Source organism: Vampirovibrionales bacterium (genome assembly GCA_016712355.1).
Classification (GTDB): Bacteria; Cyanobacteriota; Vampirovibrionia; order Vampirovibrionales; family Vampirovibrionaceae; genus JADJRF01.
Map to the genome: position 1 here is coordinate 1 of JADJRF010000007.1, position 25,398 is coordinate 25,398.

The 25,398-nt window shown below is 52.0% G+C and carries 25 protein-coding genes; all 25 read right to left on the bottom strand.

Features of this window, described 5'->3' with window-relative positions; genetic code table 11:
- Nucleotides 1-237: 237 nt before the first annotated feature.
- Nucleotides 238-1,620: a CAP domain-containing protein gene (locus IPK79_13630; protein MBK8191473.1), complete on the bottom strand. Its 1,383-nt coding sequence runs from the start codon at nucleotides 1,618-1,620 to the stop codon at nucleotides 238-240.
- Nucleotides 1,621-1,622: 2 nt separating this feature from the next.
- Nucleotides 1,623-3,215 carry an SBBP repeat-containing protein gene (locus IPK79_13635; GenBank protein ID MBK8191474.1) on the bottom strand — a complete coding sequence of 531 codons (1,593 nt, stop codon included), beginning with the start codon at nucleotides 3,213-3,215 and terminating at the stop codon, nucleotides 1,623-1,625.
- A gap of 416 nt (nucleotides 3,216-3,631) precedes the next feature.
- Nucleotides 3,632-4,747, bottom strand: coding sequence for a hypothetical protein (locus tag IPK79_13640; GenBank protein ID MBK8191475.1), 1,116 nt, complete (start codon nucleotides 4,745-4,747; stop codon nucleotides 3,632-3,634).
- Between the two features lie 239 nt (nucleotides 4,748-4,986).
- Nucleotides 4,987-5,436 carry a hypothetical protein gene (locus tag IPK79_13645; GenBank protein ID MBK8191476.1) on the bottom strand — a complete coding sequence of 150 codons (450 nt, stop codon included), beginning with the start codon at nucleotides 5,434-5,436 and terminating at the stop codon, nucleotides 4,987-4,989.
- Nucleotides 5,433-5,786 (bottom strand): hypothetical protein, encoded by a 354-nt coding sequence (locus IPK79_13650; protein ID MBK8191477.1) that lies wholly within the window; start codon nucleotides 5,784-5,786, stop codon nucleotides 5,433-5,435. The genes IPK79_13645 and IPK79_13650 overlap by 4 nt, the downstream gene beginning before the upstream one ends.
- On the bottom strand, nucleotides 5,783-8,515 hold the full coding sequence (locus tag IPK79_13655) for a phage tail tape measure protein (protein MBK8191478.1): 2,733 nt from the start codon (nucleotides 8,513-8,515) through the stop codon (nucleotides 5,783-5,785). Before IPK79_13655 ends, IPK79_13650 begins: the two co-directional genes overlap by 4 nt.
- 139 nt (nucleotides 8,516-8,654) lie before the next feature.
- Nucleotides 8,655-9,125, bottom strand: coding sequence for a hypothetical protein (locus IPK79_13660; protein MBK8191479.1), 471 nt, complete (start codon nucleotides 9,123-9,125; stop codon nucleotides 8,655-8,657).
- A gap of 3 nt (nucleotides 9,126-9,128) precedes the next feature.
- Nucleotides 9,129-10,139, bottom strand: a complete 1,011-nt coding sequence (locus tag IPK79_13665) for a hypothetical protein (protein ID MBK8191480.1) — start codon at nucleotides 10,137-10,139, stop codon at nucleotides 9,129-9,131.
- A 12-nt stretch (nucleotides 10,140-10,151) separates the two neighbouring features.
- On the bottom strand, nucleotides 10,152-10,559 hold the full coding sequence (locus IPK79_13670) for a hypothetical protein (protein ID MBK8191481.1): 408 nt from the start codon (nucleotides 10,557-10,559) through the stop codon (nucleotides 10,152-10,154).
- Entirely contained in the window at nucleotides 10,559-11,206 is a 648-nt protein-coding gene (locus IPK79_13675; GenBank protein MBK8191482.1) for a hypothetical protein, read from the bottom strand. Before IPK79_13675 ends, IPK79_13670 begins: the two co-directional genes overlap by 1 nt.
- Entirely contained in the window at nucleotides 11,199-11,528 is a 330-nt protein-coding gene (locus tag IPK79_13680; GenBank protein ID MBK8191483.1) for a hypothetical protein, read from the bottom strand. The genes IPK79_13675 and IPK79_13680 overlap by 8 nt, the downstream gene beginning before the upstream one ends.
- Before the next feature lie 92 nt (nucleotides 11,529-11,620).
- Nucleotides 11,621-11,986: a DUF2190 family protein gene (locus IPK79_13685; GenBank protein MBK8191484.1), complete on the bottom strand. Its 366-nt coding sequence runs from the start codon at nucleotides 11,984-11,986 to the stop codon at nucleotides 11,621-11,623.
- A gap of 59 nt (nucleotides 11,987-12,045) precedes the next feature.
- The gene (locus IPK79_13690) at nucleotides 12,046-12,831 is read right to left on the bottom strand and encodes a hypothetical protein (protein MBK8191485.1); all 786 of its coding nucleotides are present in this window, start codon (nucleotides 12,829-12,831) and stop codon (nucleotides 12,046-12,048) included.
- Complete coding sequence (locus tag IPK79_13695; GenBank protein ID MBK8191486.1) at nucleotides 12,803-14,080, bottom strand: HK97 family phage prohead protease; 1,278 nt, start codon at nucleotides 14,078-14,080, stop codon at nucleotides 12,803-12,805. The genes IPK79_13690 and IPK79_13695 overlap by 29 nt, the downstream gene beginning before the upstream one ends.
- On the bottom strand, nucleotides 14,077-15,573 hold the full coding sequence (locus IPK79_13700) for a phage portal protein (GenBank protein MBK8191487.1): 1,497 nt from the start codon (nucleotides 15,571-15,573) through the stop codon (nucleotides 14,077-14,079). Before IPK79_13700 ends, IPK79_13695 begins: the two co-directional genes overlap by 4 nt.
- Nucleotides 15,561-15,809: a hypothetical protein gene (locus IPK79_13705; GenBank protein ID MBK8191488.1), complete on the bottom strand. Its 249-nt coding sequence runs from the start codon at nucleotides 15,807-15,809 to the stop codon at nucleotides 15,561-15,563. The genes IPK79_13700 and IPK79_13705 overlap by 13 nt, the downstream gene beginning before the upstream one ends.
- Before the next feature lie 235 nt (nucleotides 15,810-16,044).
- Entirely contained in the window at nucleotides 16,045-16,506 is a 462-nt protein-coding gene (locus tag IPK79_13710) for an H-NS histone family protein (GenBank protein ID MBK8191489.1), read from the bottom strand.
- A gap of 3 nt (nucleotides 16,507-16,509) precedes the next feature.
- On the bottom strand, nucleotides 16,510-16,812 hold the full coding sequence (locus IPK79_13715) for an H-NS histone family protein (GenBank protein ID MBK8191490.1): 303 nt from the start codon (nucleotides 16,810-16,812) through the stop codon (nucleotides 16,510-16,512).
- 231 nt (nucleotides 16,813-17,043) lie between these two features.
- The gene (locus IPK79_13720) at nucleotides 17,044-18,375 is read right to left on the bottom strand and encodes a hypothetical protein (GenBank protein ID MBK8191491.1); all 1,332 of its coding nucleotides are present in this window, start codon (nucleotides 18,373-18,375) and stop codon (nucleotides 17,044-17,046) included.
- The gene (locus IPK79_13725) at nucleotides 18,363-20,213 is read right to left on the bottom strand and encodes a phage terminase large subunit family protein (GenBank protein ID MBK8191492.1); all 1,851 of its coding nucleotides are present in this window, start codon (nucleotides 20,211-20,213) and stop codon (nucleotides 18,363-18,365) included. Before IPK79_13725 ends, IPK79_13720 begins: the two co-directional genes overlap by 13 nt.
- 530 nt (nucleotides 20,214-20,743) lie before the next feature.
- Entirely contained in the window at nucleotides 20,744-21,103 is a 360-nt protein-coding gene (locus IPK79_13730; GenBank protein MBK8191493.1) for a hypothetical protein, read from the bottom strand.
- An 11-nt stretch (nucleotides 21,104-21,114) separates the two neighbouring features.
- On the bottom strand, nucleotides 21,115-21,552 hold the full coding sequence (locus IPK79_13735; protein ID MBK8191494.1) for a hypothetical protein: 438 nt from the start codon (nucleotides 21,550-21,552) through the stop codon (nucleotides 21,115-21,117).
- Between the two features lies 1 nt (nucleotide 21,553).
- Nucleotides 21,554-22,072 carry a hypothetical protein gene (locus tag IPK79_13740; GenBank protein MBK8191495.1) on the bottom strand — a complete coding sequence of 173 codons (519 nt, stop codon included), beginning with the start codon at nucleotides 22,070-22,072 and terminating at the stop codon, nucleotides 21,554-21,556.
- A 10-nt stretch (nucleotides 22,073-22,082) separates the two neighbouring features.
- Nucleotides 22,083-24,392: a hypothetical protein gene (locus IPK79_13745; protein ID MBK8191496.1), complete on the bottom strand. Its 2,310-nt coding sequence runs from the start codon at nucleotides 24,390-24,392 to the stop codon at nucleotides 22,083-22,085.
- Nucleotides 24,393-24,922: 530 nt separating this feature from the next.
- A complete protein-coding gene (locus IPK79_13750) occupies nucleotides 24,923-25,396 on the bottom strand; it encodes a hypothetical protein (protein ID MBK8191497.1) in 474 nt (157 codons plus the stop codon).
- Nucleotides 25,397-25,398: the final 2 nt, after the last annotated feature.

Genomic DNA, 25,398 nt, shown 5'->3' on the forward strand with positions numbered 1-25,398 from the left:
AACAATTCCTCAATCGCCTTACCGCGCCCGCCCTTGACCGTGGCGAGCGCGTCTACACGAACTGCGCCCAAGAAAAACGCTTTTTGCAATCTCTCGGAAGCCTGCGAAACCCGACTACAGTCGGCTTAGTCCGGTCGAATCCGGTGAACTTGACAAGCACCTCATCGCCGATTTCAAACGCCGCAATGTTGCAAGGCGGGTAGACGATCAAGACGTTGGTCAGCGTGTTCGCAGAATTCAAGTCAAAAGATCTTTCTCGGATTGCAGCTTGCGGCATTCAGCAGCATTAAGCGTCACTGAGCATGTGCCGGCGTTGGTATTCAGCGCCGTAATCACTCCGTAGCGACAATAGGGCTTCCACTTATATTTACCCGGCTCCAGCGCGAGATGGTAGAACACGGCGGGCGGGCTGATCGAGTCCGTCAGCCGCAGCTTGCCGTGTGGCGCGAAATTGCTTCCAGCGGGCGCGATGTTGAGCGAGCGCTCATCGTAAATGACCACTCGCTCTGATGTGGTTCCGGCGTCAATCGTGGCGGATGTCTGCTGGTACGCATCGATGTAGAAGCCCGGAACTTCCATCGTGGCGACTTCTTTACCGACCGCCAACCCCAGGGTGTAGGTCGCGCACCAGCAATCGATGCTAAGCGCCGCCAAGGCCGCCTTACGCGCCGTGATTTCCGTGATCCTGGCGACCCTGGCAATCTTTTCCGCCATCAGCTTCTCATAGTCTTTCTGCGCGGCTTGTTCCTTCAACTTCGCTTCCGCGTACTTTTTCACCACGTCTTGCAGCCCGTTCGGCACGTCCGGGTCGGTGTGTGGCGCTTCGATCCGATCCAGCTTGTCCTGTTCCTCTTCGCCGGCTTTTTTGGCCGGATCGGGCGGAAACGTGTAGGTCGTCACCGGCGGCGGGGATGGGTCAGGCTGGACGATCAGCACGCACCACAAATGTGTTGCTGGATTTTTCGGCGCGTACTTGTAGGCTACGCCAGCCGCCGTGGCGGTGGATGACAGCAAGGCATTCACATAGGCCGTGGTACGCTTCCAGCCGGCCAGCGTGGCCGCTGGGCTGGTTTCTCCGTACCGGAGTAGCTCATCGACGCTAAGGGCGCTGTAGCCCACGTACAGAACCCGCTCGGCGGGTGTCGAATCGTTATAGCCGATGTGCCCGGTCTCGCCCGTGGCCGATTGATTATTGAGGTGGACAAGGCACACGCCGTCTAGGTCATCGTCACGGGCGAGCGGGTCAAGAGAATGTTCAGCGCGGTAGGTGTTGATCAGGTCGAGAAGCGGCGCTTCCTGCGCGCGATCCGGGTCAACCCAGGGCAGACCGGTTTCCGGGTCATTTGCCGGGTCTGGTGTCAACGTGGGCGCGGTATCGTTGGCTTTCGAGATGAGGTCGTTTTGCCATTGTTCGATCACCGCGTTATAAGCCGCTTCCGCAATCGCTGAATCATCTTTCAGCAGATTAAGCGTGTTGATGGTTTTCAATAATAGCGCGGCATAAGCGGATTCTTGCTCTTGTAGTTTTGATAGCTCTTGATCGTATTTTGCGGTGTCATAGAGTGGACGAATCTTATAAAGACCGCCGCCCGTTTCAGACAAGATAATCGCTTTTCCCACGACTACGCCTCTTCTACTTTCATCCAGGAGCGTCTTGTCGTAATCTCATAATCAATAGCGCCCACGGTCCATGATTGCGTTCCATCAAATACAGTGTCATTCGGATGCAGGTTTGGATTAACATCACACTCCGCAAAATGCTTGAGTTCTTTATCAAATCCGGTTCGATAGACGCCCGACAGCGTTACGGATTGCGGATAGAAAGAGACTGGAATCAGCCGCCCGCGTACTTTTATTTGACCCGTTCTCAGCATCCTATCGGAGTCAATATCCCACATAAGAGCTTGAAGGAATTCCCCCATGGTTTCGACGCCGCTCGAATCGCGCAATCCAACGTAAATCGCCAGCCTCCCATCATTCGCTTTTCTATCGTATAGATCATCCAGCATTGCTGTTGATGAATTCGGAATTACAACATCAATCCATGTGGATTGCCCCAATCGGCGCTGGCATTGAATAATGGAAACGGGATATTCAATTAGTGTGCCTCCGGTCATATAGAGACGATAGACGGTATTGGAATCTGGTGTTGCACTTAAAGATGGAGCGAGTGGCTTTGCAGTGGTGCTCGGAATCCCTAGAGACAGCCCTAGCGCGAGGCTTGGCGCTTGCACCGTGACCTTAATTGTTGGGATGCCAAGTCCGTATTCCAGCGCCAGCCCTGGAGGATCGACAATTACCGCTGGCGGCGGCTCCAGTAGCGCCAGCGCATAGCAATTTTCCGTATGATTCGCGGACCACGACAGACTACCCGATGAATCAAACACCCATAGCGTTTTACTGCTATTGACCGGGCCGGCGACGTAAATATTACCATCTTGATCGAGTTGCAAAGCGCGAACATCGAGAATAGACGTAATCGGGAATCCGCCCGTTGTTATTTCTGTTCCGCTAGAATCGTATTTCTTGATATAACCAAACCCGCAAACGTAGATATATCCATCAGCGCCAACCCTAATAGCGCGGTCTGTTTCAAAATTGTCAACCGACCATTGCAAAGTGCCTGAGCTATTATATTTGCGCATCGTGTAGCTTCCATTCGATGCGCCGCAAGTATAGACATTTCCTGAATCATCAACAGCAATTCCGTTGACGGTGGCCCCGTGATTCGCGGTCCACTGTTGAGTGCCTGAGCTATTATATTTTCGTGTCGTAATGCTGCTGGACACGCTGCCGCCCGTGTACACATTTCCAGCCGAATCCATGGCCACGGCAAACACATAATCGCCGTGATCAGCAGACCAAGACAACGTACCCGATGAGTTATATTTCCGAGTGGTCTTGCTGTCAATTCCAGTTGCGCGCCCGCCACCGATACAAACATCCGTGGAATTCGCGGCGACCGCATAAATAGTGGTTCCGTGGTCCTTGTTCCACTGCAATGTGCCGTTTAAGTATTGTCTAAGTCCTCCATCACCACCAGATGCCGTGCCGACGCCAGCACTGTATAAAAAGCTGTTTATGGAGTCTGTGGAGAGTCCGTATATAGCGGCGCTACGTGAAATAGAATCAATCGACGATCCAGCAAAGCTATAGCGCCGGATATTGATGTTGGTTGCGGTGGCAATGCCGGCGGTATAGACGTAACTCGTCATTCGGATACCTCCATGATCGACGATGATTTGTCGATAAATATGGTAATCTCGTTGACCGTAAACGTTTCTCCGTTCCCTAGGTCGGCAATGTCATTAGGTCGCAAGTAAATATCCACGTCGCAACGAATACGCCGTTCTCCGTTTCTGTCATTCCTATAAGCGGCGTTCTTAATAGCGATGGTATTGTAATTATAAACGGTCGCTGATTCTCCGTAGAGCGTGATACTGGCGTTTTTGCCCCACGATCCACCGAAGCGCCGCTTAAATCAACTGCAATCCATGGATCGATCTGTTCAATTCCGTCATTAAATCGGACGCCGCGCCAGATCGTGATGGAATGACCGATTTGATCCAGAATCGCGGTGAGCGACTCTGCATCCGGTATCTCGCAAACGTAAGTCGCCGATGTGGTTGTTTCAGAGATACGCAGGCTGTATGGACTTCAGTTTAATGGAAATTGACGCATCATCGTCAAAGACTAGACGATGAATGACAGGGACCGGCAATCCAACATAATAGCGAGTAATCGTCGGAATCCCTAGCGACAATCCTAACGCTAGTCCTGGAGGACTCACATAGACCATTCCTGATATAGTCGGAGTGCCTAGATGAATAGGCAGTCTTAATGCCGGAGTCTGGACTTCTCGAACCGATAGACACAACGCGCCAAGCGCATTACCCGCAACGTCTGAAGTATTCGTGCCAAACGTGGTTGCTTGCCAATCAATCGCATAGCCCACAATACCAAACACCGTGCGAGTCGCCGGCCCGGAACTTCCGCCAGACGGGACCACGCGAACGCCATAAATCGTATCATCCGAGTCAATGGAAATTGCCGAAAGCGTGTAATTCCCGAATCCTGAATCCTTGGTAATGAAGTTTAGACTGGAATCGTATTCGTAGAAGACATAATACGTTCCGCTTAAGCTCACGGGCGTCATAGAGACCGCAAAGTGTCCGCTCGATAGTTCGACAATCCCCGTGCCTTGGCTGTTATAGCTACTATCGTTGACCGGTCCTATTGCGCCAGCGACAAAACTACCACTGGCGTTGTATTTACGAACTGCCTGTACTACTCCGGTATTCCAGAAAAATCCAGCGATGAACACATTCCCGGATGAATCCACAGCAATGCCGCGAATCGCCGAATTAAACTCATTGCAGGCACTCCAAACGATACTACCGTCCGATGCGTCTATTTTAACAAGGATGTTTTCAGTATAGGGGAATGCCGTTCCGCCAACATAAATATAACCGCCACGATAGACTATCGGGCGAGGATACGGATTATCGAGGTGAGGCGATGAATACCCGGTATCTGTTGACCATTGCAATGCACCTGATGAATTGTATTTTCTGAGATTGTAATAGCCAGTTGCGCCGGGCGTCGTTCTGACAGCGCCGCTCGAATTCACAGCATCGCCATAGACATAAATATTCTCGGAATCATCAATCGCAATACCGAAACACGCCGCGCCGTGATTCGCATACCATAACAAATCGCCGTCTTGATTGAACTTGCGCGTAGTCATCGCATATTCAGAATATGCGGATAGGCTCTCGGTATCGGTATAATATTTGAGGTCAGATGCGCAATACTGACTGCCATCATCGCCCAGCACAATTCCCCATACGTTTGAGGTATTGCGACCGAAATAGACTCGATTCCCGTGCAAGTAGGGATTGCCGGATGAGTCTATTTTCTGTCCGAGAGGATAATCAAGACTAAAGGCTCCCTCGCAGCCAATTGCTAATAGCGGCTTCGCCATGATTAGGGCTTATAGATGAGCTTATTGATGGCGTTCCAATTAATCGACCAGTCCGTGCTGACTGAGATCACGTCCGTATCATCGGAGTTGGGGAGCATTCTAAAAACAACCGGATTCGTCACGCCTCCGAAAGTCCCAACCGCGACACAAATAACATGTCGGAATGTAGCGGTTAGCGATGTCCAGGTTAAATCATCGTAATCGATATTTGAATTCGTGACCACGGGCGTCGTAAGTTGCTTTCCGCCAACCGTATAACCTCCAGTAGTAGTCAACTCATTATAGCTTGGGTCTGTGCTGTCATTCGCGCCGTTGTCCCATTGCGTGTGCGCTGAATTGAATGTATAGCCAGAAGTGACTAGACGAATACGGAGTTCCGAGGTGTCCAGATCAAGTCCGCCCGTGTTAATGAGTTTCCATGAGTGATCGTACCAGTACATTGCGGCAGTCATGATGTTCCGTCCAGTTTAGCGATGACGCGAGCGCTGATATTGAGCTTATTTTTATTGACGGCGGTCGCAAGAATGACTTTGAAGATACCAGCTTCGCAAGAGAGAGAAACCTGGCTGTAGTGGCTGATGAGGTATTTGAGTTTTTGAAGAATATCCAGCGATGGATTGACGACATCAATCGTGAGTGTTTGATCGGATTCTGAAAAACCGGTATCGTACACAGAGACCGCGCCGTCCAAGGTGTCAACGACGCTGCCCCGGCGACTCGCTGAATATGGGTTATTCACCTTTACATCATGTAATAGTATGATCCCGTTTGGATCATACGTTATAGCGGCAATTGAAATCATACTGACCCCAACAGGAATTGTTCGGCATCAGAATTAACGCGAACACGAATGTATTTCATAATCTGGAACCAGATTGCTTCTAGGTGAGGTTCCAAGCCGGCGGCTTCGACAGTAATCAGCGCGTCGCCTCGTTCTATTCTCCGAGTCTCTGCTTGAATCTTTTCAATCGTGGCTTTCGTGAGTTGCTTTTGCAGTTCAAGCGCTGCTTCGCGTCGCTTGTTCTCAAGATCGATTTGTTCTGTTATTTGCAGCTTTGTGTATGTATCGGCACTGCCTAATGATCCGAATAGCGAACCTAACAAGTCGCCGGTCCCGCTAATCGTTTCATTAATGCTCGAAAACGCGGCTTCGACTTGCTTAGTTTGCGCTTCCAGGTTAGCTACATTCAGAGTAACAAACGCCTCGATGTTCTTGATTCTTTCGTTACTGGCTATTTCCTCCATTTTAATGCGGAAGCTATCGGCTTCTTTCGTTGCCTTTTCTACTTTCTTCGCGTTATCTTCGGCGGAGGTTGAGACAGCAGCAAAAGCGCCAGTGGCTTTTACAGTCTTACCGTCAAGACTACTGTATGAAGTAACCAGCGCCCCATTAACAGCGACAACGCCCTCAACGCTGGTTCTATATTGTTCTACCTTGACATTATCAGGAAGTTTTAATTCCGGCAATCCTTCCAGTGTGCCGATATATTTTTTTGTCGAATCATTGGCGTCTTTTGTTTTATCGTCAATCTTGTTCAGTTGCGCTAGGATGCCATCCCATGAACTAACCGGGACCGGCTTTGCGAGGAAGTTGACAAGATCGGTATATTCTTTATCGGCGTCTCGAATGCTTTGTTCGTATCGCGCGATTTCAGAGATAGCGCCGTCAAATTGATCGACGGGAACTTTGACCGGCTCAATCGTCGGCGGTTTCTTTTCTAGCGTAGAAAAGTAATTACCAATGGCGTCGGTAAGGTCAGAGATTTGAGTTCCAATCGTTGCGCCTTCATATCCGGCAAAAAAATCAATCGCAAGAATATCATTTAGTTTGTCGCCAAGACCGGATTCTTTTGTTGCTACAAACGATAACGTACCGACCGCAGCGGCCAGGCCAGCAGGGCCAGCCAAAGCGGCAGCGGCCAGCAATGCCTCTGCTTTAATTGCGGCCATGCCAGCCGTAACCGTAGGCCATAACCCATTAAATACGGCAAGCCCGCCAGATAATGCAGAAAACCCGATATTAGCAGCGAGCGCATACCCGCCAATTTCGCCAATTAGCGCTATCTTGCCAATATCAATTTCTGAAATAAACTTAATTAACGATCCAAGGCTTTCAACAAACGGGCCTAAAGATTTAACAGCATCACTAGAGTAAGCGGTAGTGCGAGTCAATAAATCAACAATGGTCTGTATTGCGCCTTGTAACCCTTGTGTTGTTTCAAGACCTTTTAGATTAAATAAATCGCTAATTGAATTAAATAGAATTTGTAGCGAATCGGCAAACTCTCCAAAGTCTACGCCAGATAAAGCCTCTGGGAGATTTTTGGCAACAGAAGAAAATAACTCGGCTATATTGCCTAAGTTATTCTTTACAACATTTACTAGCGGCGCAAAAGTATCGTTATCAACTGAGGTTATAAACGATTTCGCTAGCTCGCCAAGTGCCTCCTCAATAGCGCCAAATTCATCTAAAAGAGGATCGCCAATCTTAATAAGCGCAACAGTAAATGCCTGAGCAAGATTGGATGTCGCATCTTTCATCTTGTCGAACGCGGCTTGGGTTGCGCCGCTCACATTCGACATTTCCAACAAATTAGCCTTGAACTTGTCGGCATTGCTTCCGGCAAGAATCATGACAGCGTTTACAGCTTCTGTACTTCCGAATAAAGTTTTTAACTTATCCGCTGAGAGTCCAGTTTTTTCCTTAACTTGATCCAATACGCCAGCGAATCCAAGCGATTTTAATCCGGCCTCGTTGAAATTAATCCCCAAATCGTCGGCAAGTTTCTTTGCCTGTTCTCCAGGCGCTAGGATTGCGCTAATTGTTGCCTTGAGTGCGGTAAATCCTTCCGCTGTGTTAATTCCGGCGCTGGTTAGCGTAGCAATCGCCGCGCCTAGCTGTTCAACAGCAACGCCGCCATTAGCAGCAACGCCGGTGACGCCGCCAATGCTTGCGCTAAGTTCTGGAATAGTTGTCTTTCCAAGCCGAACGGTAGTAAAGAATATATCGCTATATTTTTCAGCTTGATCGATGCCTTGCCCATACGCATTTAGCGTACCGACAAGAAATTGCAGTGAATCGTTTAATTCAGCCTTACCGCCAACCGCTAGCTTTTCAGCAAGCGCAACGGCTTTTAATGAATCTTGATAGGATATACCTTGAGAAATCGCGTTATACGTTGCTTTTGTTACTTGATCGAGACTTTGCGTGCTATCAGCAGCATAAGCTAAAATTTGAGTTCTAAATTCTTGTAGATTTCCTATTGGCTCTTTGACTAGAGTTGTAATTTCCCTAAATGCCTCATCGAACTTATCTGCTTCATTAATTGCAAAGCCCAATACAGTAGCGCCGGCAGTAATAACCGAAGCCTCAAAAGCCAAAACGCTTTTTGTCGCATCGGCAAGCGGCGCGGTAATCGTTGACCCCGCCTCTCCAAGTGCGGCCAGTTTGTTAGATACGCTTTGCGTAGTATCCGATACTTGATCGACGCCACGAAAAATAAGCTCGACAACGCTTTGCAGGTCAGCCATTATTTTATCGCTCTTGCCTTATCTTCATAATACATTCCCCATAGCTCGCACTCTACCGTTGTCAATTGTCCTTGCGGAAATAAATCAGGGCGACACTCAAAGAGAAATCGCCCTTTCATATCGCAAAGCTGCAAAGCCATCACGACATCGGGGATTCCGTAGAGCGCGGCACTTTTCCCAAATCTGGCCCAAGCCCGGTAAGCTCAAGGATTTTATTAGTGAGCTGATAACCTACAACCGGGTATAGAGCAAATAGCCGAATAGCGTCTTCGCGCGCAATCTTCGGATCGACGCTCCCGAAGACCAAATGATCGAACCGCTTGGAAAGGTCTTCGGGAGGTTCCCCATCGGCCCCGAAGAGCTTTTTCAGCGCGTCGGCTTTGTCTGAGTGTGCCGCACTAGCCAGCGCCTCGACAGTCGCCGCATAGAGCCTTGCACGGCCCTGTGCGTCGTTTGCCGTGGCAATCTCCACGCCCGTCAATCCGCGCACCGTCCATATCGGCTTGGCGTCTTCAGGGAACCAGTGGGCCAGATCATCGACCGAAACTTCCGCCGTCCGTGGCGATAGTTGCGATGCACAAGACCGGAATCGCTCAAGATCGAAGCTCATATCTTAGAGTCCAGTAAAGTCTACGCTGGCCTGTTCCGGAGATACCGTGAAAGACCCTTGCGGGGAACTCTTCACGCCGAACGTGCGCGCCACGCCAAGTACGCCTTGGGTCAACTGATACGCGGAACCAGAGCGCGACGGCTTAAACCGGAAGATCAGCTTTTGCCCGACCTTGCTCAGAATGCCGTCCGTGACGCCGGATTGCAGCGCGGCGGTAAAGCTGGCTTGGCCCAAACTGGACGATACAGAACCCACGTTCCCATCATAATAAGATTCGGAATTTGTGGTATTGGAAGTCTCCGCCGGCACCCAATCGCGAGAGTTAGCGATTTCCGCAAAAACAGGGGTCGCCACTCGAACGCGTACCGACTTCGCCACGGACCCGGTATGAATCAGCGGGAGCGCGGCGGCGAATGTGAGTCTACCGCGCAAGTAATCCACAGAATACACGGGATAGTCATAACGCTCTTGATGAGTGCCGACGACTTGATAGATTTCATCAGCGGTAATCGGCGCTGCGGTAATCGAGGTTAAGCGCACTTGAGCCACCTCGATTGAGCCGACCGGAATAAATGGAGGACCACCGGAAGCGCCGCGCGTCTCGGAATGCGCAGTCGTTGCCGTTCCGGCGACAACAGCATAAGCGCCGCTGGAGTTCACCGTGATGCTGTTGATGATATGCGTGTTCGTCGAAGACCCGCGTGTGCAAGTCAAATCAGTATCAGCGGCAACGGTAATCTGCCCAGTGGTCGCACTCGCGCCCGTCATGCCGGGAGCCATCAAAACGACAGCAGCGGCATCAACCATGTCATTAGTAGTACTGACTGCTGGAATAACCGCGCCGCCATTAATGACGCCGTACGGACCAATCACCGGCTCATAGCCGCTCGCTTGACTCCACGGCGTAGACGTTGCGGTGAAAATAGCATGGTCGCCAGAATCTGTTAGCGCGGCGAATGCCTGCTGACTAGCGGCGCTCTCGTATTCAATCGTTTGAGTGGTCAAAATGGCCATGATGTTTCTCCATCAATAAGGGCTACCGGCGATATGCCGATAAGTCAAATCAAACCGAGCAACAGCGCCTATTAGTACACTGCCAGTTTCAGAAAAAAGAGTTGCTCCGCCGGTATACGTCAAATCTTCAGCCAACCCGCCCAGCGTCGGATCGGTGCCAAGTGCCGTTGAAATCAAATAAGCAAGAAGTGAATTAGCAGCCGTGGTTCGGCTGGCGTCTTCGTCGTAACGATTAATCGCCTCGACAGTTAAGCTGGCGACCACTAAAACATCATCATAGTCGCGACTTAAAACCGTTTCCTCTCCCTCGATCAGCGCATAAAAAGGCGTTTCGTCGTAATCCTGTGGATAGGGATTACGGGTTGCTTTCAATCGAGTTGCTAGCGCGGCTATTGCGAGTTCACGTTTGGCGGTTGCCATTAGTCTTCACCCGTGCCATCACCAGCGGGAGGCGGATTTTTTTGAATCAGCCAACTTGTCTCTGCGTCGATCGCTTTCTGCAAATATTCGCTCAACTCTGTCCCTAAGTCGGTAGTGACCGATTCAAACATCTGCCCTGGACCTGGGCCATATAGCACGGTATAAGGTAACCGGCTATTCGGATTAATGGCGTTCTTCATACCTTGAGAGCGCAATACCTCATTCCTAACTGCAATGAGGTATCCGCCGCTATTCTTTGCGGGAACCCAGAATCCGCTTAATATTTTGACGGGTGTCTTTTTGACTTTAACGACAATCGGATCAGACGGCCTACCAGCACGAAATGGAAATAGAGACGTTAAAAAATTCTCCATTCGTGTTCCAGTTTTCTTGCTCGATAAAATAGCCCTAAGCTGATTCGAGTTAGCGCGATTGTTAAATAGTTGTGCCGGCCCATCCAATTTGCTCTTGATCTTGCTAGACGACAAATTAACTTGCTTTGCTATTTCCTGAGAAAATCTCGTTCTTGCGCGTGAAGCCGTTTTATTCAACCCGCGATAGAGCGCCTTGGTTGCGCCGTTCTTGATATAAGCAAGGCGCTCACGTACTTCATTCAGTTGCTGTTCGTTGACTTCAACTTCAATCATCGCCAGCCCTTACGATAATCCGAGAAAAATAGCCATCATCGGAGTCACGTTTCAGCACGATATATCGATCCGATCCTATGGTAATCACGTCATTTCGACGCGGTATGTTTCCAGCAAGATCAGCGATTGCAATCGTAATGATCGTCTGCTTCTCAATAGCTGACGTGGCTTCGGTTAGTGGATTCACTACGTCTTTATCGACGATAGCGACCACGGTTAATTCATCATCCGTGGAATCAACCGTATAAGTCGCCGCATCTCCAAAGAACGACTTGATCAGTGGAACAGCAGTCCCGTTCATCAAGTCGCTAAAATCCGACATGGGTTACTCCCAACCGAAGATCGAATAAAGCTCAGTCGCCAGAGCTTCAGACCCATTGTTGAGATACGCCCATGCCGTGATATTGCCGCGCATCACGCCAGCACTCCCATAGGACCGCCGATCAGCCTGACTTTGCAAGTCGTGGATGCGGCGGTAGCGGTTTCCCAAACACTTCCAATGGTATGCTTTCCGCCAGTGGCAACACCAGAAGCGAACGCGGCTTTAAGCTGCGAGCCGGTGGTGCGATAGAACACGCGATTTCCATCCGTCTTGGCACCGGTGGCAACAGCGGCAACGGAAAAGACGCCTTCCAGCGCAATAGCGATTTTCTGCCCTGCACCCGTCGCGGAATTCAGCGCTACGCCGACCATGCGATTGATAACTAGCAACTGGCCATTAGCGACAGCGCCGCTCGTCGTGTAGTTGAAAACTTCGCCTTCAGAAAGACTTTGAGCCATGACTGTATCCTCAAACTGAGTAACCAGCCGCCCAATCATGGGCGGCATGATGGAATGGATTAGTTGCCGCGATACTTGTGAACAGCGCGGAAATCGAGCGCGGACACGCCGAAGTCAACGCCCACCAAATAGCTAGTGCCTTGACCATCCCACTCTTCGTTTTCCCGCATGTACGGTTCGGCCATGCCATTCAGGAAAGCGACCTCAAACGTGTCGAAGATGTTCGGATCAGCCAGCAGATACCACGCTGCGGTGCCGTAAGTCTGTCCATCGAGCCGGGCATCCGTGATGACCTCGTAGCGACCGCTGAACGGATTTGGCGGCAAGGTTGCCCCAGTGCCAGCCGGGTCGTAAGTCGCGGCCATGAGCACGCGCGCGGTGTGCTCAAGCGCCTTCGGGACCATCAGGAACCGTGGCTGGATATTCAGCACCGCGCTAGTGTTCGGGTCGGTCTGCTTAGCCATGGCCACGGCAGCGGTATTCAGCGTCGCGACAGTGGGAGCGGTGGATGCAGCCACATAGTTCTTATGGCTTGACGTGTCGAAAAGCGCCGTAGAGTCCTGATTCAGAGTCGGACCGGTGCCATTCAGCAGCGCATAAGTGATGTCGCCAACCTTCCGATTGCCGGCCAGGCCCATTGCGCGGGGAATAGCCGACAGGGCACGCAGATCGTCGTTGATGATCAGCTTGCGAGTGATGCGGTATTTCTTCGCATAGCTCACCAGCTTGATCGTTTCCTTACGATCCGTGAACTTGCCGTAAGTGATGTCTCCATCTTCCGGGACTTCATCCAAGCCGGTGAAGCCGGAAAGGCCGCTAATCTCTGCGGTCTTGAAATCCGGCAAGGTGCCGCGCCGCGTCCAGGTCTGCCACGTTTCCGGGAGCCTCTTGCCACCCTTTCAGCAGCGACTTGTTAGCGACATTAGCAAGGATATTGGTGAAGTCGGACGTGGTTTGCCCAGCAGCGCGATACGTCAACGCGCGAAAGGCTACGGCGTCATCGTCCATCGCTTGTGTGTTGATGCCGTGCATCCGGCAATAATCGCCAGCGAGCACGATCAACCGCTTGCCCACGAATCCACCAGCCCGCGCGCCGTCAATCGACTTGCGGTCGGTCAGGACGCCGGCTTTCACAAGCATCGCTTCGGTAAATCCGTTGCGGAATTTCTCAGTCTGATCTTCGCCCATGCGGACACCAGCACCCAACGGTCGCGGCTGATAAGCAGGGGAGGCGGCGGGTTGAGCGCGACTGGCAACGCCAAAAACTTGCACGCCATCAGGCACGGTTCCTTGGTTGGAAGCCGGTTCCGCTTCGCCGCCCAGCGTCTCCATCACAATCTTGCGAGTTTGATCGGCGCTCCATCCTTCATTCAGCGCTTGCGCTCGAATGCCGTCATACACCGAATCACGGGGGACAATTGGATTAGCAAAGATGCCATCGATTTCTTTCAGTCGATTGCGCTCATCCAGAACTGCTTTAGCGCGTATGGCATCGATTTGACGAATCGGCACAACCGGATCAGTGCCAGCGCCATGATTATCAGTAGTCCCGACTTCGACAGCCGGCGTTTGAGTTTCATCAGCCATTGCATTAACTCCACTTAAAGACCGATTAATTCCAACGGATGCGTCCGCCGGCACCGTTACGACACTTGATTCAAGTAGCGTCCATCCAGTCACGCGGATGTCGTTACTATTTGCTTGTTCTTCAAATTTGTTGACTTGATAGCCAATAGAGATATTCTTTAAAAACCCGTCACGCACATCATTAAATACTTCAATGGCTTTCTTGTTATTTGAAAACCGCAAGACGCCACGCAATTTTCCATCCTTGATTTTAATTCGCTCCACCACGCCGATTGGCTCATCGGTATTGTGATTCCATAGCAGCGGCAATCCATCGCCGGCCCGACTCAAATCAACGGCGTCTGAATCGTGAACAAGAATCTCTCGGCCAAAGAATCGATCAACTGGCGATTCGCTGGATAGCGACGCGGGAACGGTTCGGCTTTCGAGATTGGCTTCCCGCAAATCTAGCGTTGCAAACCGCTCAAAGCGGCCATCTTGCAACGCGCTTAGGTCTCTTGTACTCATGCCGCTTGATCCTGTACTGGAGCCTCTTGTGGCGTTTGCTGTTTCGGCTGCGAATCCAGCGGCGGGCGCACGTCCAGCGGGTCGGCCATAAGCTGCGCGTCAACCGTTGCTGGGTCTCCGCCCAAGTCTCTAATAACCTGCTGTCTGCTTCTAAAGCCGGCCTCGACCATGGCTTGAAATGCTTCGATTTCTTTCTTTGGATCGATCCACGGGATTTGCGGCGGGCGGATTTCAGGACGATAGAGACTCATCTCATCAACGCCGGCCGGTACGCGCAACAGACCGGAAAGCCGAGACGCATCAATAAATCGACGCCAGACCGGCAAATAGAATTTCTCGCGAAGGTAGTCAAAGATACGGCGATAATGCGCAACCGTCTCAACCAGTTCTTGCCGTTGCGCGGAATACGTGCCGTTGTAGTTCTTGGCGATACTGGAAAATCTCGTGCCGGTCCCGGACGCAATGGCCCGCAGTTGTGAATTGCGGAATAGCTCAAGATTCGGATTCGGGCGTTTCGAGTCGATAACGCCGACATCCTCACCCGGCTGTAATCCGTCGAAGATTAAACCAGGTTCCATTGAAAATGAACGGCTCCCGGTTTGGCTCTCTTCGCCAGTCGTAGTGACGGTATCCGATAGCGCCGAATCGCGCTTGATGAAAGCAGTGAGTGCGGCGGCAACTCGCGCGGCAATTCGCTCGCTCTCTTCGTAATCTTTCAGATCATCCAGCCGGGTCAGCACGCCATGGAAAATAGATACACCGCGCGTTTGGTGTAGCCGTTTCACCAATTTAAGGTGCACCACGTTTTCGGCGCGAAGAAAAACCGTATCGAATCTTGAGCCGGGAAGAATCAGTGAGCCGGGATGCTGCTTGAGAACGTAATAGCCAATCGCGCGACCCCAGCCGTCTTTTTGCACGCCGTGAACGATCAGCCGAGATGCGTCGGTTAGATCGAAGGGCACAAAATCAGATTCGAGCCATTCCAGCGCATAAGGGATTCGGCTGGTGTACGGCGCAACGGGCTTATTGACGTGTTGAGCAAATACCTCTCCATCCCGAAGAAAAGAGCGACAGACAATCCGCTCCATTTCGCTGCCTGGAAGTTCGCCGGTCACTTCTGGGTATTGCCAAAACTCTTCCCACAACTCGGCAAGCTGCTTATTGAGGTCCGTCGCCGGATCGCGAGTGCGCGCATTTCTGGCCATCGGCTCGATACCTGCGCCCGCGCCGATGATGTTCGTTACCAGATCGTCAAGGATGCCAATCGCTAGATCGTGGTTTTCGTCCAGCCACCGGCCATACTCGCGCAAGTTGCCCTTGGCGCGGTCCATGACAGCATCCGCGCTTGCCGAGTTGCCGCGCCTTGGATGCTGAGAGGTAGCGGTGGCGGCGTCGTAGTAGCGTTTTGCGCTGGCCAGCCGTCCGAGTGCCAGCATCCGGGAAGCCGCCCAGGACGGCGCAACGTAGGCAATCAGACGGGTTAGCGCGTCCATGTCGCCACCGCGTAGGGCTTCCCAGTTGCCGATCCCGTGGCCTCAGCGATGGCCGCTTGGAGTTGCCCGATATAGGCTTTGAGTCGGGGGAGTTCTGCTGGGGAGAACGATAGGCGCTTGTCGCCGGTCGCAATTGTGACCGCGCGCTTGCCGATGGCAAGTTCCTGCATCGCGGTCTGAGCATCGCTCAGCCACGTTTGCAAGGTTGCTACGGGGATACCGGTAAATATTGACATTCCATGCTTACAACACAAAAAAATGGAATGTCAAGCATCAAAAAACCCGCCATGGGGCGGGTCTGGATATGCAGTTGGATTCAGCGAAGCGGGCCATGTTTGGCTCTAACGTAGGTTCCTTGATTTCTGGAATCCCAAACCACACGGCCTTTTGCGCGATGCTTAGCTGACACTTGATCGGCTTTCAGCCTGGCATGGTACGACTCTTTAGATTCGTTCTTTTTGCGCTCCATGCTCAAAACCCCGGATCGTCAGTCGAACTCGGCACAGTCGGCTTGTCCACCAGAAAATCCTCAAGGCTTGCGCCTTCTTCCTGTTTCTTCTTCAGCCATCCAGGCATCTTCCCGCGCCCGGCCCAGGTGTTCTCCGGCTTCGCCGGGTCCCGGTACTTCGGCGTCGAAGGGTTGGCAACCTTGGCCGGTTGCGGTTGTAACGCGGCGAGTTCGGCTTCCGTTGCCGCCGCTCTGGCCTTGTCGGCTTCAACTTGGGCCTTCAGTTCCTCGATGCGCTCTTCGCGCCTCTGCTCCAACGCCACTTGGACCTCACCGGCATATTCGGCAATGGAATCGGCGATATACCGAAGATCGCCGAAACTCATGCCGTCCAGCGTCGGCAGGATCAGCCGGCGCTCGATGGGAATCGGCGCGTCGCCCATGATCGTATTTTCAGTAGCAATGGAATGCTGTCCAAGAAACATGTCTTAGCCCTCCATCGGAATCAAGCAGCTTTCACGATCGAGCCCAGCCATCCATGCCGGCGCTTTGCCGCGACCGGTCCATGTCTGCGTAGGGTCGCTTGGATTGCGATACTTTGGCGGAAGAGTAGATTGGCCGCGCTTTTTCTTCGCCGGCTCTTCCTGCTTCGCGGGCGGCTTCATCGCCAGCAGTTCGTCGCGGCGCGCATCGAGTTTTGTAAGCTCTTCATCGAGACGCTTCAGTAGTTCGGCCTCGATTTCTTTTGCCTGAACCAGCAGTTCATCGGTCGTTGCAATCGTCAAATACATTGCATTACCCTTTGTAAGCGCCGAATATAGCGCAATTACAATATATGCAATCGGATTAATCTTTGCAATACCCGCGATTGCAATAAAAGCGATTATTCTCTTTTCCGCGCTTTCCGGCTTGTTCCCGCGTCATAATCCCGGTAGCCAGCGCGCGGGCGATACCCGTTGCAGTCTCCCCGAAACGCTCTAACCGATGGTAGAGCGCACCAGGGCTAATGTGATGGGATCGAGCTAGGTCTGTGAATCGCCAACGGTGCTGTTGGTATTCGATGAATCGCGCCATCGTTCGGCCTCGACAATGATCGTCCGGCAGTTTTCGTCAAATTCCACAACGTCAGACATTGGCCCGTGCTGGCCCCATGTCTTGACCGCCTTCCACCCGGTTTCCGTCAAAAGTTCTTGCAACTGGAAAGGGGTGTAATGCCGTTGATGAAACGGTGCGGTTTCCGGCGAATAGGGCACCACATTTTCGTTGGGGACGCTGATCAGCAGCCGGTCAGCGGGTAGCGACTGAAGGAGCGGCTTCGGGTCGTGAAGGTGCTCGATCAGCTCGAAAGCAACCGCCCAGTTGGCTGCGTATCCGGTCCTATATCTTTCATGAAGACACCGCCCATCCAGCTCTTCCTGAGAGTAGTATATTTTCTTGTGGTCATAATGTGATTCAGCGTAGTCAATACTCTCTCGGCTATGTTCAAGAGCGATGATAGTATCAACAGCAGGCTGTTGCGCCATGATAAGGCTGCCGTAGCCGATACCAGACCCGCAATCAATGACCACGCCGTGCACCTTGCTGGCTGCAAAAGCATAGCGGTATCGATGATCCGGCTGTATCTCTTCCAGCGTCTCGGCCACTTGCCGCTCTCCGGATATGAGCGCCGTGGTTTCTTCGGTCCCGCCTTGGCCAGTCATCGCCCGGAAGCGGGCGCGATTGGCTGGAATCACCAGCGGATTGTCTTTGTACCCGTAGACGAACCCGCGCTGATTGATGCCCAGAAAACCGGATTGTTCTGGAGCCATGCACACAAGGCCAGCGCGCTCCATCACGCCTACCCAGTAGGCCACGTTGACGTGGCCATCTTCGACCGCGCCGTTTTTGTGGTCGGCATAATCTGCGCCGAAGACTCGCAACTCTTTTACGCCGATGAAAGCCGCGTAGACCACGATATACGCTAGCGAGTTGTGCCACCAGTTCGAGTGTTGCGGCTGGATATTCTTTCTCAACCAATCCCAAATCTCATTCAACGGATACCGATATACGTGATTGGGCCAGCCGTCTGAGTTGTCGCTCGTAATAATCGGCTTGTTGTGCTTCCACAGCGAAGCGCCATAACGGGGAAACTTATCCGCTTCTCCTTGAATATGGTCCATCACGAACAAAAGATCGTGGTTAAAAACATTGACGCCACGATTCAGCGTCCAAATCTCATCACAGGTTGTGACGGCTTCCGATAGATCGTTCTGAAGCCATGCGCCCGCATAAACGTCGCGGGACTGCCCTAGCGCAACCAGCGCAACGGTTTTAGGAGTGTTTCCGGTCGGATGTTGCCATTTTATCTTATCCATGGAGTTCCTGTTTGTCGTCGGATGAATGAACTGTTGCCAGTGCGGATTGTGGCTTTTGGAGCGGGCGCGGAATGAATAGGCCGTGAATGATTGATTGCGGCCCAGTCAATCGGCCTTGCGAGTAAAGCCGCCAGCGCCAAGACGCGAATATCCAGCGCCTCATTTCTGCGGTTTGCGGGCAGAAACCACTCTCGAACTGGCCTGCCCTTAATGTATTTCGTTCTAACCTGTTCTGAGGTTAGCATTTCAAAGTAATGTTTATCATAATCTAGCGGAAAATGGCAATAGCCTGGACCGGTCTCCTTAATCTTGAGCCGTGCATACCATGCGTCTTTTCCTGAATCAGCGCCAACATGCCAAACATTCGCATTGTATTTTTTACTCTTTGCGGCTTTTGGCGTCCAGATTGGCTTCGCTCCAGGCATTCCCTTTGTTGGGTAGATATGCCGACCAATCCGTGCGCCGCAAAATGCGTAGACCTGTGCGGTATGATGCCCGCCAGAATCCACACAACCAGCCATGACGCGCAGTCTTCGGCCCGTTTCGGTCTGGTAGATGCCTAGCAAGAATTCATCGAGGTCATTCCATACTTCATTTTTGGCTGGATCGCCATGGAATACCCGATATTCAATGCCCCACGATTCTGGCGCTTCATCACGTGATGATGCTCGCCACCCGACAATCTCAGCCTCCAGTCGGTCCCCTTGCACGTCCACGCCAGCAGTCAAATACAGGATTCTTTCTGGTATTTGATCCTTGCCGTAATGCTCGCGACGCCCCATCAGTGAGTCAGGGTCGGCCTTTTCAGCGTCTTCCTCCCACGATTCTCCCAAGCTGGTATTGACCCAAGTCTTGAGCAATTGCGGGTCTTGCTTTGCAAATAGAAACTCTCTAGCAATATCGGCCCATTTTCGCCATGGGCTATAGAGTTCGTTGATATGGAACCCGGCGACGCCGTTAAAAGGCATTTCAGCTCGCCATTCTCCCATTGCCAGCATTCGCGGCTTGTGACTTTCCTCGATTTCGACAGCGCATTCCGGGCACACCATGATCGCTCGATCAGGCTCACCGGGAGGCCAGCGGCAGTTCTCCCATTTAAAGATATGGAAGGTTCCGCAATGCGGGCAAGGCACGTAAAAATGGCGTTGGTCGCTATTCTCATACGCCATGTCAATACGAGACGCGCCTTTAATGGTCGGGGTTGAAGTCAAGACAATGCGACGATTCCAGAACGTTGCCGTTCTCTTGATCGACAGATTCACCGGGTCACCTTCACTGCCGGCGGACGCTGGATAGCGGTCTACTTCGTCGCACAACACAATGCGGATCGGGCGGCTGGCAAGGCCAGCGGGAGAATTAGACCCGGCAAGGGTTAGGTGCCCGCCGGCAAAGCGTTTGTGCAGGATTGAGTTACCAGAATCGCGAGAGCGTGGATCGGCTATCTTGTCCTTGAGTGCCGGCGTGTCCCGAATCATCGGCGCAAGGCGGTCTTTCGAGAACGCCTCTGCCATGTGCTCCGTAGGTTGGAGCATGAGAATAGGCGCGGGGTCTTGATCGACATGAAAGCCGATAATCGCTTTCAGAATCGCAGTTTTCCCGATTTGCGCGCTGCTTTTGACGACGACGGTATGGATTCCTCTCTCGGATACCGCGTCCATAATGCCTTTTTGGTATGGGGCGCGATCCGTGGAGAACTGTCCCGGTTCGGCGCTATCCTCAGCACTCAGTTGGAGATATTGATTCGCCCACTCGCTGACCGTCAGTTTCGGTGGCGGTTTGATCGCTTTGAGCGCCGATTTCGAGGTCCGATTTAAGGCAATTTCCCATGTCATTGTCATGGTAGAGTTCTTCTAGCGCGGTATGGATTGCGTCTGTGAGTAGCGTTTCGACCTCAATAAACGACTTTCCGGCCACCAGTGGCGCGTATTTGTAGGGGATCGCAATCATCTTAGCCCGGAAAGCCGAAATCATTCCAATCCAAGATGCTTCTACCTTCTCGGAGGGGATTAAGTGGCCTTCGAGTTGTGCTTTCTCCAAGGCAAGAATATCGGCCTCCAGCTTTACCTTTCGCGTCCGCTCCGTATCGTAGTCGGTAGGGGGTTCATCTGATTTTTGGCGAGCATCCAGCCAAGAAATAACAGCCGCCGTCTCGTATTGATTGCCCTCCCTGCCCAGTCTTTTAAGCAGGATCGGCATACCCTGTTTTGCCCACTGAGTCAGCGTTTCTTCAGTGGTTCCGAGAATATCCGCAAGCTGTCGCTTGTTGACTATCATCTAAAAGGTCCGTTTTGTTGTGCTGTCGCTACAGAAATTTCGGGCTCCGCGATACCTGCCATTTCTATATCTGCGGAGTACCTTTCATCATCGCTCAAAGCGTTCTAACGGGAATAATCACGGATCGATCAATATCAGTCCGTCCCAGATCAACCGCGCCCGTGGTGGAAGTGGATACGCGATGCGTCAAGATCACGGATGTTGCCCCTTCCGCAACACTATATTCCACGCCATAGGTCTGATCATAGCTAGTTCCCGTATCGTCAACCATCGTTCCAAGGTAGGTTGAATCGGTCACGATGGTTCCACCCACAATAGACGCGGTATGCGCAATAATGGTTTCCCCGGTACGCAACCAATCGTCATAGTGAAAGAATTGCCAGTCTGTACCGTCTGGGTCAATAGGATCGTTCTTAGAATTGACCGGCTTTTTCCCATCGTGCGTATAAGCCATGGCGTGATTTCCTAGAGATACAGCTCAAAATCTGGTGGAGTAATCAGGCTTGCGCCGTCCGAGTGACGGACATAGAGCCGGCAAGATTCCATGCAGACCACTTGCATGTATTCATCACCTTTCACCGGCTTTTCAGGTTCGGCCTTTTCAGTGGCCAGCACAATACCTTTTTCATCCCGTGCCGATCTTGCCGCGATTCTGCTATCGCTGATTTGTCGCTCGATCTCAGCGAAGTAAGCCTGCTTGTCGAATCCTCCAACCACCGACCGCTTGAACGCCCGCATGAATCGCCGGATAAAGACTTGTCCGAGAATATCATGCCTTGGCAATAGTGGAATTTGCGGAATCAAGGAAACTCTCACCGCACCGGCTATGTCGCCGCCGGATGTCATGAGGGTTCCGTCCGGCATTTCTGCCTCGAAACCATAGCGGTCTTGTAGGAGGATCATCCTACACTTCATCAAACGCCAGAGTGAGCGTCTCAGCAGTCAGCGCGCCGTTGGTAGCGGTAGACGCCACGCTAATCTGCAACTCGATGATGTCCCCTACATACGTGTTATCGTCCGCCGGGACGAATGGCCCCGTATCCGTTCCGTCTCCATCCAGCGGAGAGCCGGATGTATAGCCGAATAGACTGGAGCCACCGCTCATCGCCGTATTGTAGTGCGTTCCAAAGGTGGTTCCCAAGTTCTTAGCCGTACACGCGACGCCGGTCCCGAACCCGCTGCTACCGTCCGAATACCAACGCATATTGCTGATATTCGTATTCGGCGGCGCGTCCATATAAGCGCGTAGCTTTTTTACATAGCTGTAATTCGTTCCAGCGCCGGGCACCACCAGCGGATCATTCGCATCCACCGCCGTCGAACTCGTAGAAGCAACGGCCTTGAATCGCACCGTGCCTGAAGTTTTGTTAACGCCCGTGTCAGCGTCGGTAGTCAATTCGTGAATCTGAATCGTTGCGGCCATCGGTATATCCTCAATTTAAAACGGATCGATCTGAATTCGGTATGACAATGAATCTGTCTGTTTCGCTAATCACAATATATCGATCAGTTGGTGTAATGCTAATGACGCGCCCGGTAGGCATGATAATCGACGAAATCAATCCGATGATCGCATCGAGAAATACGCCGCTAGCCCTGCTTTTCTGTAAAATCCCATCCAGTGAAATAGCCGCGCTTCCAATAATTCCAACTATCGAATCTAGTGAAACCGTGCCAGTTTTCGCCGATTGAACCAATCCATCAATCGACACTGGTGCGGTTTTCGCGGACTGCACTAATCCATCGATGGAAATGATACCCGTTTTCGCGGATTGCAACAAAGCGCCAAGATTGACAGTGCTCACGCCGGTCACAGACAGCAGTGCGTCCAAGCTAGCCGTTGCCCCAGCGACCGGTACCGCTACCAGGGCATCCAGCGATAGCGTGCCGGTCTTGAGCGCCTGCAACAGCCCGTCCAGCGCCGTTGTGGCCAGCGCTTCCCCGGCACTCACGATGATCGCGTCTAGTGACAGTGTGCCGGTTTTAGCGCCCTGTAACAGCCCATCCAGCGCTGCAACGGCGGACGCACTACCCTGGATGAAAGCGTCCATCGAGGCAGTGACGGACGCCGGCTTTTGTATCAAGGCATCGATAGAAGCTGTACTCACCACGCCGGACTGCAAGAGCGCGTCCAGCACTACCGACGCCGAACTGCCACCGCTGATGATCGCGTCTAGGCTAGTGGACGTAATAGCGCCGGACTGCAAGAGCGCATCGAGTGATGCAGTCGCACTAAACGTCTTGGAGATAATCGCGTCAATGCCGGTCTGTGATAGATAACCGGTTTGTAACAGCGCGTCGATTAGCGCCGTTGTCGATTTTCCAGATTGCAGCAATCCATCAAGCGATGCAGTAACCGTTGAACTCCCACTGACAATTGCGTCTAGTCCAGACGTTGCGCTAAACGAACTTTGCAACAGAGCATCAACGCCAGAAGTGGCCGCAACGATAATGGCAATCGCCGCGTCAATAGAAACCGCGCCGGTTCTTACGGCCTGCAACAATCCATCCACTGAAACAGTGGCGGATTTATTAGTTGCATTAAGCAGCGCGTCTATTGAGATGCTGCCTGTTTTAATTGCGGAAATAATTGAGTCAATGCTCACGGTCCCGCTAAACGACTTTTGCAGCAATGCACCCAAGCTAGATGTTGCGGTTATTCCAGTTTTTTGAACAAGCGCATCGATTCCGGTTGTCGCTGTTACGGTTGTTGAGGTACTTCCTTTCACCTCAATCGCGATGATTGTCCACTTTTGCCCAGTTGGCGCGGACATGCCAACCGTTTTTGATCCCACCGCGCCGGCGTCTGGAAAATATGCGATAGCGACGCCGTATTGCGCACCGTCTCCGGGATAGTCTGTAAGCGCGGTTGGGGTGCCGCTAAAATTATTCGTGAACGTCTGAGTTCCTGAAACCGCATTCCAGTCTGAGACGATCACGACAATCGCCGAATTGGCCTGCGTTGTCGTGAGAGAAACAGACGGATTTCCGCTCGCTCCAGTCGCAACGTTGCTCGCGCCAACTCCATCTGATCCAGAAAACCGCACAATGTTTCCGCCGAAATATTCGCCTGATCCGCCTGAAGAAGAGAATGAAATTGTAATGGTCTCAGCGGACGGAGCAACATATGTCCACCCATAAGCGGGAGAGTAGTCGACTACTACGCTAGATCTTTGTAGCGTCGCGGAAGCGGCACCGTTTTCTGTGATCGATAGCGTTTTATAGGAGTTTGCGGATGACGCTACCGAGACTAGCACATCATTAGAATTGATCGCTACAGCACTCATTGCGGTTTTCGGTGTAGTAGTGCTATTGAATGCCGTAGCATATTGAGAGACAAACGTTGGCGCAGCCATTACCCCACCTCCACCGATAGGTTCTTTTGTGGACCATAATCCAGTAGGGTCTGGTGGAACTGTCTGTACAAGCGATTCAGACCACGGCGATGGTGGACATATTTCAAGCGGGTCTCCGCATTGATAACCGGTTGGCGGAATAGCCCTTGCCCGTGCGCTAATGACCTCGCCCGGCTGAACGGGAACATCGAGAACATATTGAGTGCCTGTGATGCCATTTGCGCTGACTCCATTTGCTTCAAGCTCAACCGTCGTTCCGGCTGTCCAGTTCTGGCTTGAATCCCACGCGAACGTGATATTCCGGGCGTCCGCGACACTCGCGCATAAAGTCAGAACGGCGGTCAGCAAGCAAGTCCAAATACGAGCCTTGTCTTTGATTCGCAGCATCACGAAATCCTTTATTAGACTTATACAGCCTTTTTGCCTTTTTCTCGCAAGCATCTAAGGATTTCCCGACCAAGGCGGCAACCTCGATATTCAACCTTGTTTTCCAAAGCCTCATGAGTTGGCGCTCTTGATCGGGAGACCATCTTGGAAAAGGCATCTTACGGGCCGGTGCGGATCAGGTTGATCGTCATGCCTGCCGGCGTCGTGGGAGTAGTCGGCGCGTAACCAGCGGTCGCTGTGACCCATCCAGACCAGGCCGACACTAGCGCGCCATTCACATTCTGAGCTGCAACCTCTACTGGATTACCTGGAGTAGCGGTTACAGTCGTTGTCCAGCTTGGCGAAGTAAGGCTTGGGGAAACGGTCTCCGCACCGCCGTTGACTCGATATTTTGCCGAGTAGCTGGGCGTGTCACTGGGATTCCAAGTTGGCGTAGTCCATCCTACCGTGAGTTGGTAGGTATCAGCAAAAGCAGCAGAAGCCGCCAACATCAAAACAATAGCAACAATGCTTTTCATTTCATCACCCATCTAAAGCCATGGGAATATGGGCCATGGCATCCCAGATGCAACCCAAGAATTCATTAGCCATAATATAACCGCCATTCCATTAACAAACGCGGCAACAATAATTGTTTTCAATATCCTGTTTTGTGCAATTTCATCGTTTTGAATGTGATTCAAAACGGCAATCTGCATTTCATTGACTTTGCTTGTTACGTCGTTTCTTACCGCTGAAACGTCATCACCAATTTGATGTACCATGGATTCCAGCTTTTCGCTTTGTTTTGCGTTGTACTCGACTCTTGCCTTGAGTGCCGCTATATCAGCGTCATGAATACGTATGAGATTCGTCATTTCACGATTTGAAATGATCAGCTCATGGATTGCGCGGTCATCGCCTTCCATCACGGGATTCCCGGCACGTCTGGCAAACTCGACCCGACACACAACGCCCGCCAGCCTTGCACTTTTTCTAGATACGGCCCAACGGATCGCATCCATTC

Excerpts from the sequence above, each read along its gene's own strand:
- IPK79_13635 (MBK8191474.1), bottom strand. The coding sequence starts at position 3,215 with ATGACGAGTTACGTCTATACCGCCGGCATTGCCACCGCAACCAACATC.
- IPK79_13640 (MBK8191475.1), bottom strand. The coding sequence starts at position 4,747 with ATGACTACGCGCAAGTTCAATCAAGACGGCGATTTGTTATGGTATGCG.
- IPK79_13645 (MBK8191476.1), bottom strand. The coding sequence starts at position 5,436 with ATGACTGCCGCAATGTACTGGTACGATCACTCATGGAAACTCATTAAC.
- IPK79_13650 (MBK8191477.1), bottom strand. The coding sequence starts at position 5,786 with ATGATTTCAATTGCCGCTATAACGTATGATCCAAACGGGATCATACTA.
- IPK79_13655 (MBK8191478.1), bottom strand. The coding sequence starts at position 8,515 with ATGGCTGACCTGCAAAGCGTTGTCGAGCTTATTTTTCGTGGCGTCGAT.
- IPK79_13660 (MBK8191479.1), bottom strand. The coding sequence starts at position 9,125 with ATGAGCTTCGATCTTGAGCGATTCCGGTCTTGTGCATCGCAACTATCG.
- IPK79_13665 (MBK8191480.1), bottom strand. The coding sequence starts at position 10,139 with ATGGCCATTTTGACCACTCAAACGATTGAATACGAGAGCGCCGCTAGT.
- IPK79_13670 (MBK8191481.1), bottom strand. The coding sequence starts at position 10,559 with ATGGCAACCGCCAAACGTGAACTCGCAATAGCCGCGCTAGCAACTCGA.
- IPK79_13675 (MBK8191482.1), bottom strand. The coding sequence starts at position 11,206 with ATGATTGAAGTTGAAGTCAACGAACAGCAACTGAATGAAGTACGTGAG.
- IPK79_13680 (MBK8191483.1), bottom strand. The coding sequence starts at position 11,528 with ATGTCGGATTTTAGCGACTTGATGAACGGGACTGCTGTTCCACTGATC.
- IPK79_13685 (MBK8191484.1), bottom strand. The coding sequence starts at position 11,986 with ATGGCTCAAAGTCTTTCTGAAGGCGAAGTTTTCAACTACACGACGAGC.
- IPK79_13695 (MBK8191486.1), bottom strand. The coding sequence starts at position 14,080 with ATGAGTACAAGAGACCTAAGCGCGTTGCAAGATGGCCGCTTTGAGCGG.
- IPK79_13700 (MBK8191487.1), bottom strand. The coding sequence starts at position 15,573 with ATGGACGCGCTAACCCGTCTGATTGCCTACGTTGCGCCGTCCTGGGCG.
- IPK79_13705 (MBK8191488.1), bottom strand. The coding sequence starts at position 15,809 with ATGTCAATATTTACCGGTATCCCCGTAGCAACCTTGCAAACGTGGCTG.
- IPK79_13710 (MBK8191489.1), bottom strand. The coding sequence starts at position 16,506 with ATGTTTCTTGGACAGCATTCCATTGCTACTGAAAATACGATCATGGGC.
- IPK79_13715 (MBK8191490.1), bottom strand. The coding sequence starts at position 16,812 with ATGTATTTGACGATTGCAACGACCGATGAACTGCTGGTTCAGGCAAAA.
- IPK79_13720 (MBK8191491.1), bottom strand. The coding sequence starts at position 18,375 with ATGGATAAGATAAAATGGCAACATCCGACCGGAAACACTCCTAAAACC.
- IPK79_13725 (MBK8191492.1), bottom strand. The coding sequence starts at position 20,213 with ATGACAATGACATGGGAAATTGCCTTAAATCGGACCTCGAAATCGGCG.
- IPK79_13730 (MBK8191493.1), bottom strand. The coding sequence starts at position 21,103 with ATGGCTTATACGCACGATGGGAAAAAGCCGGTCAATTCTAAGAACGAT.
- IPK79_13735 (MBK8191494.1), bottom strand. The coding sequence starts at position 21,552 with ATGATCCTCCTACAAGACCGCTATGGTTTCGAGGCAGAAATGCCGGAC.
- IPK79_13740 (MBK8191495.1), bottom strand. The coding sequence starts at position 22,072 with ATGGCCGCAACGATTCAGATTCACGAATTGACTACCGACGCTGACACG.
- IPK79_13745 (MBK8191496.1), bottom strand. The coding sequence starts at position 24,392 with ATGCTGCGAATCAAAGACAAGGCTCGTATTTGGACTTGCTTGCTGACC.
- IPK79_13750 (MBK8191497.1), bottom strand. The coding sequence starts at position 25,396 with ATGGATGCGATCCGTTGGGCCGTATCTAGAAAAAGTGCAAGGCTGGCG.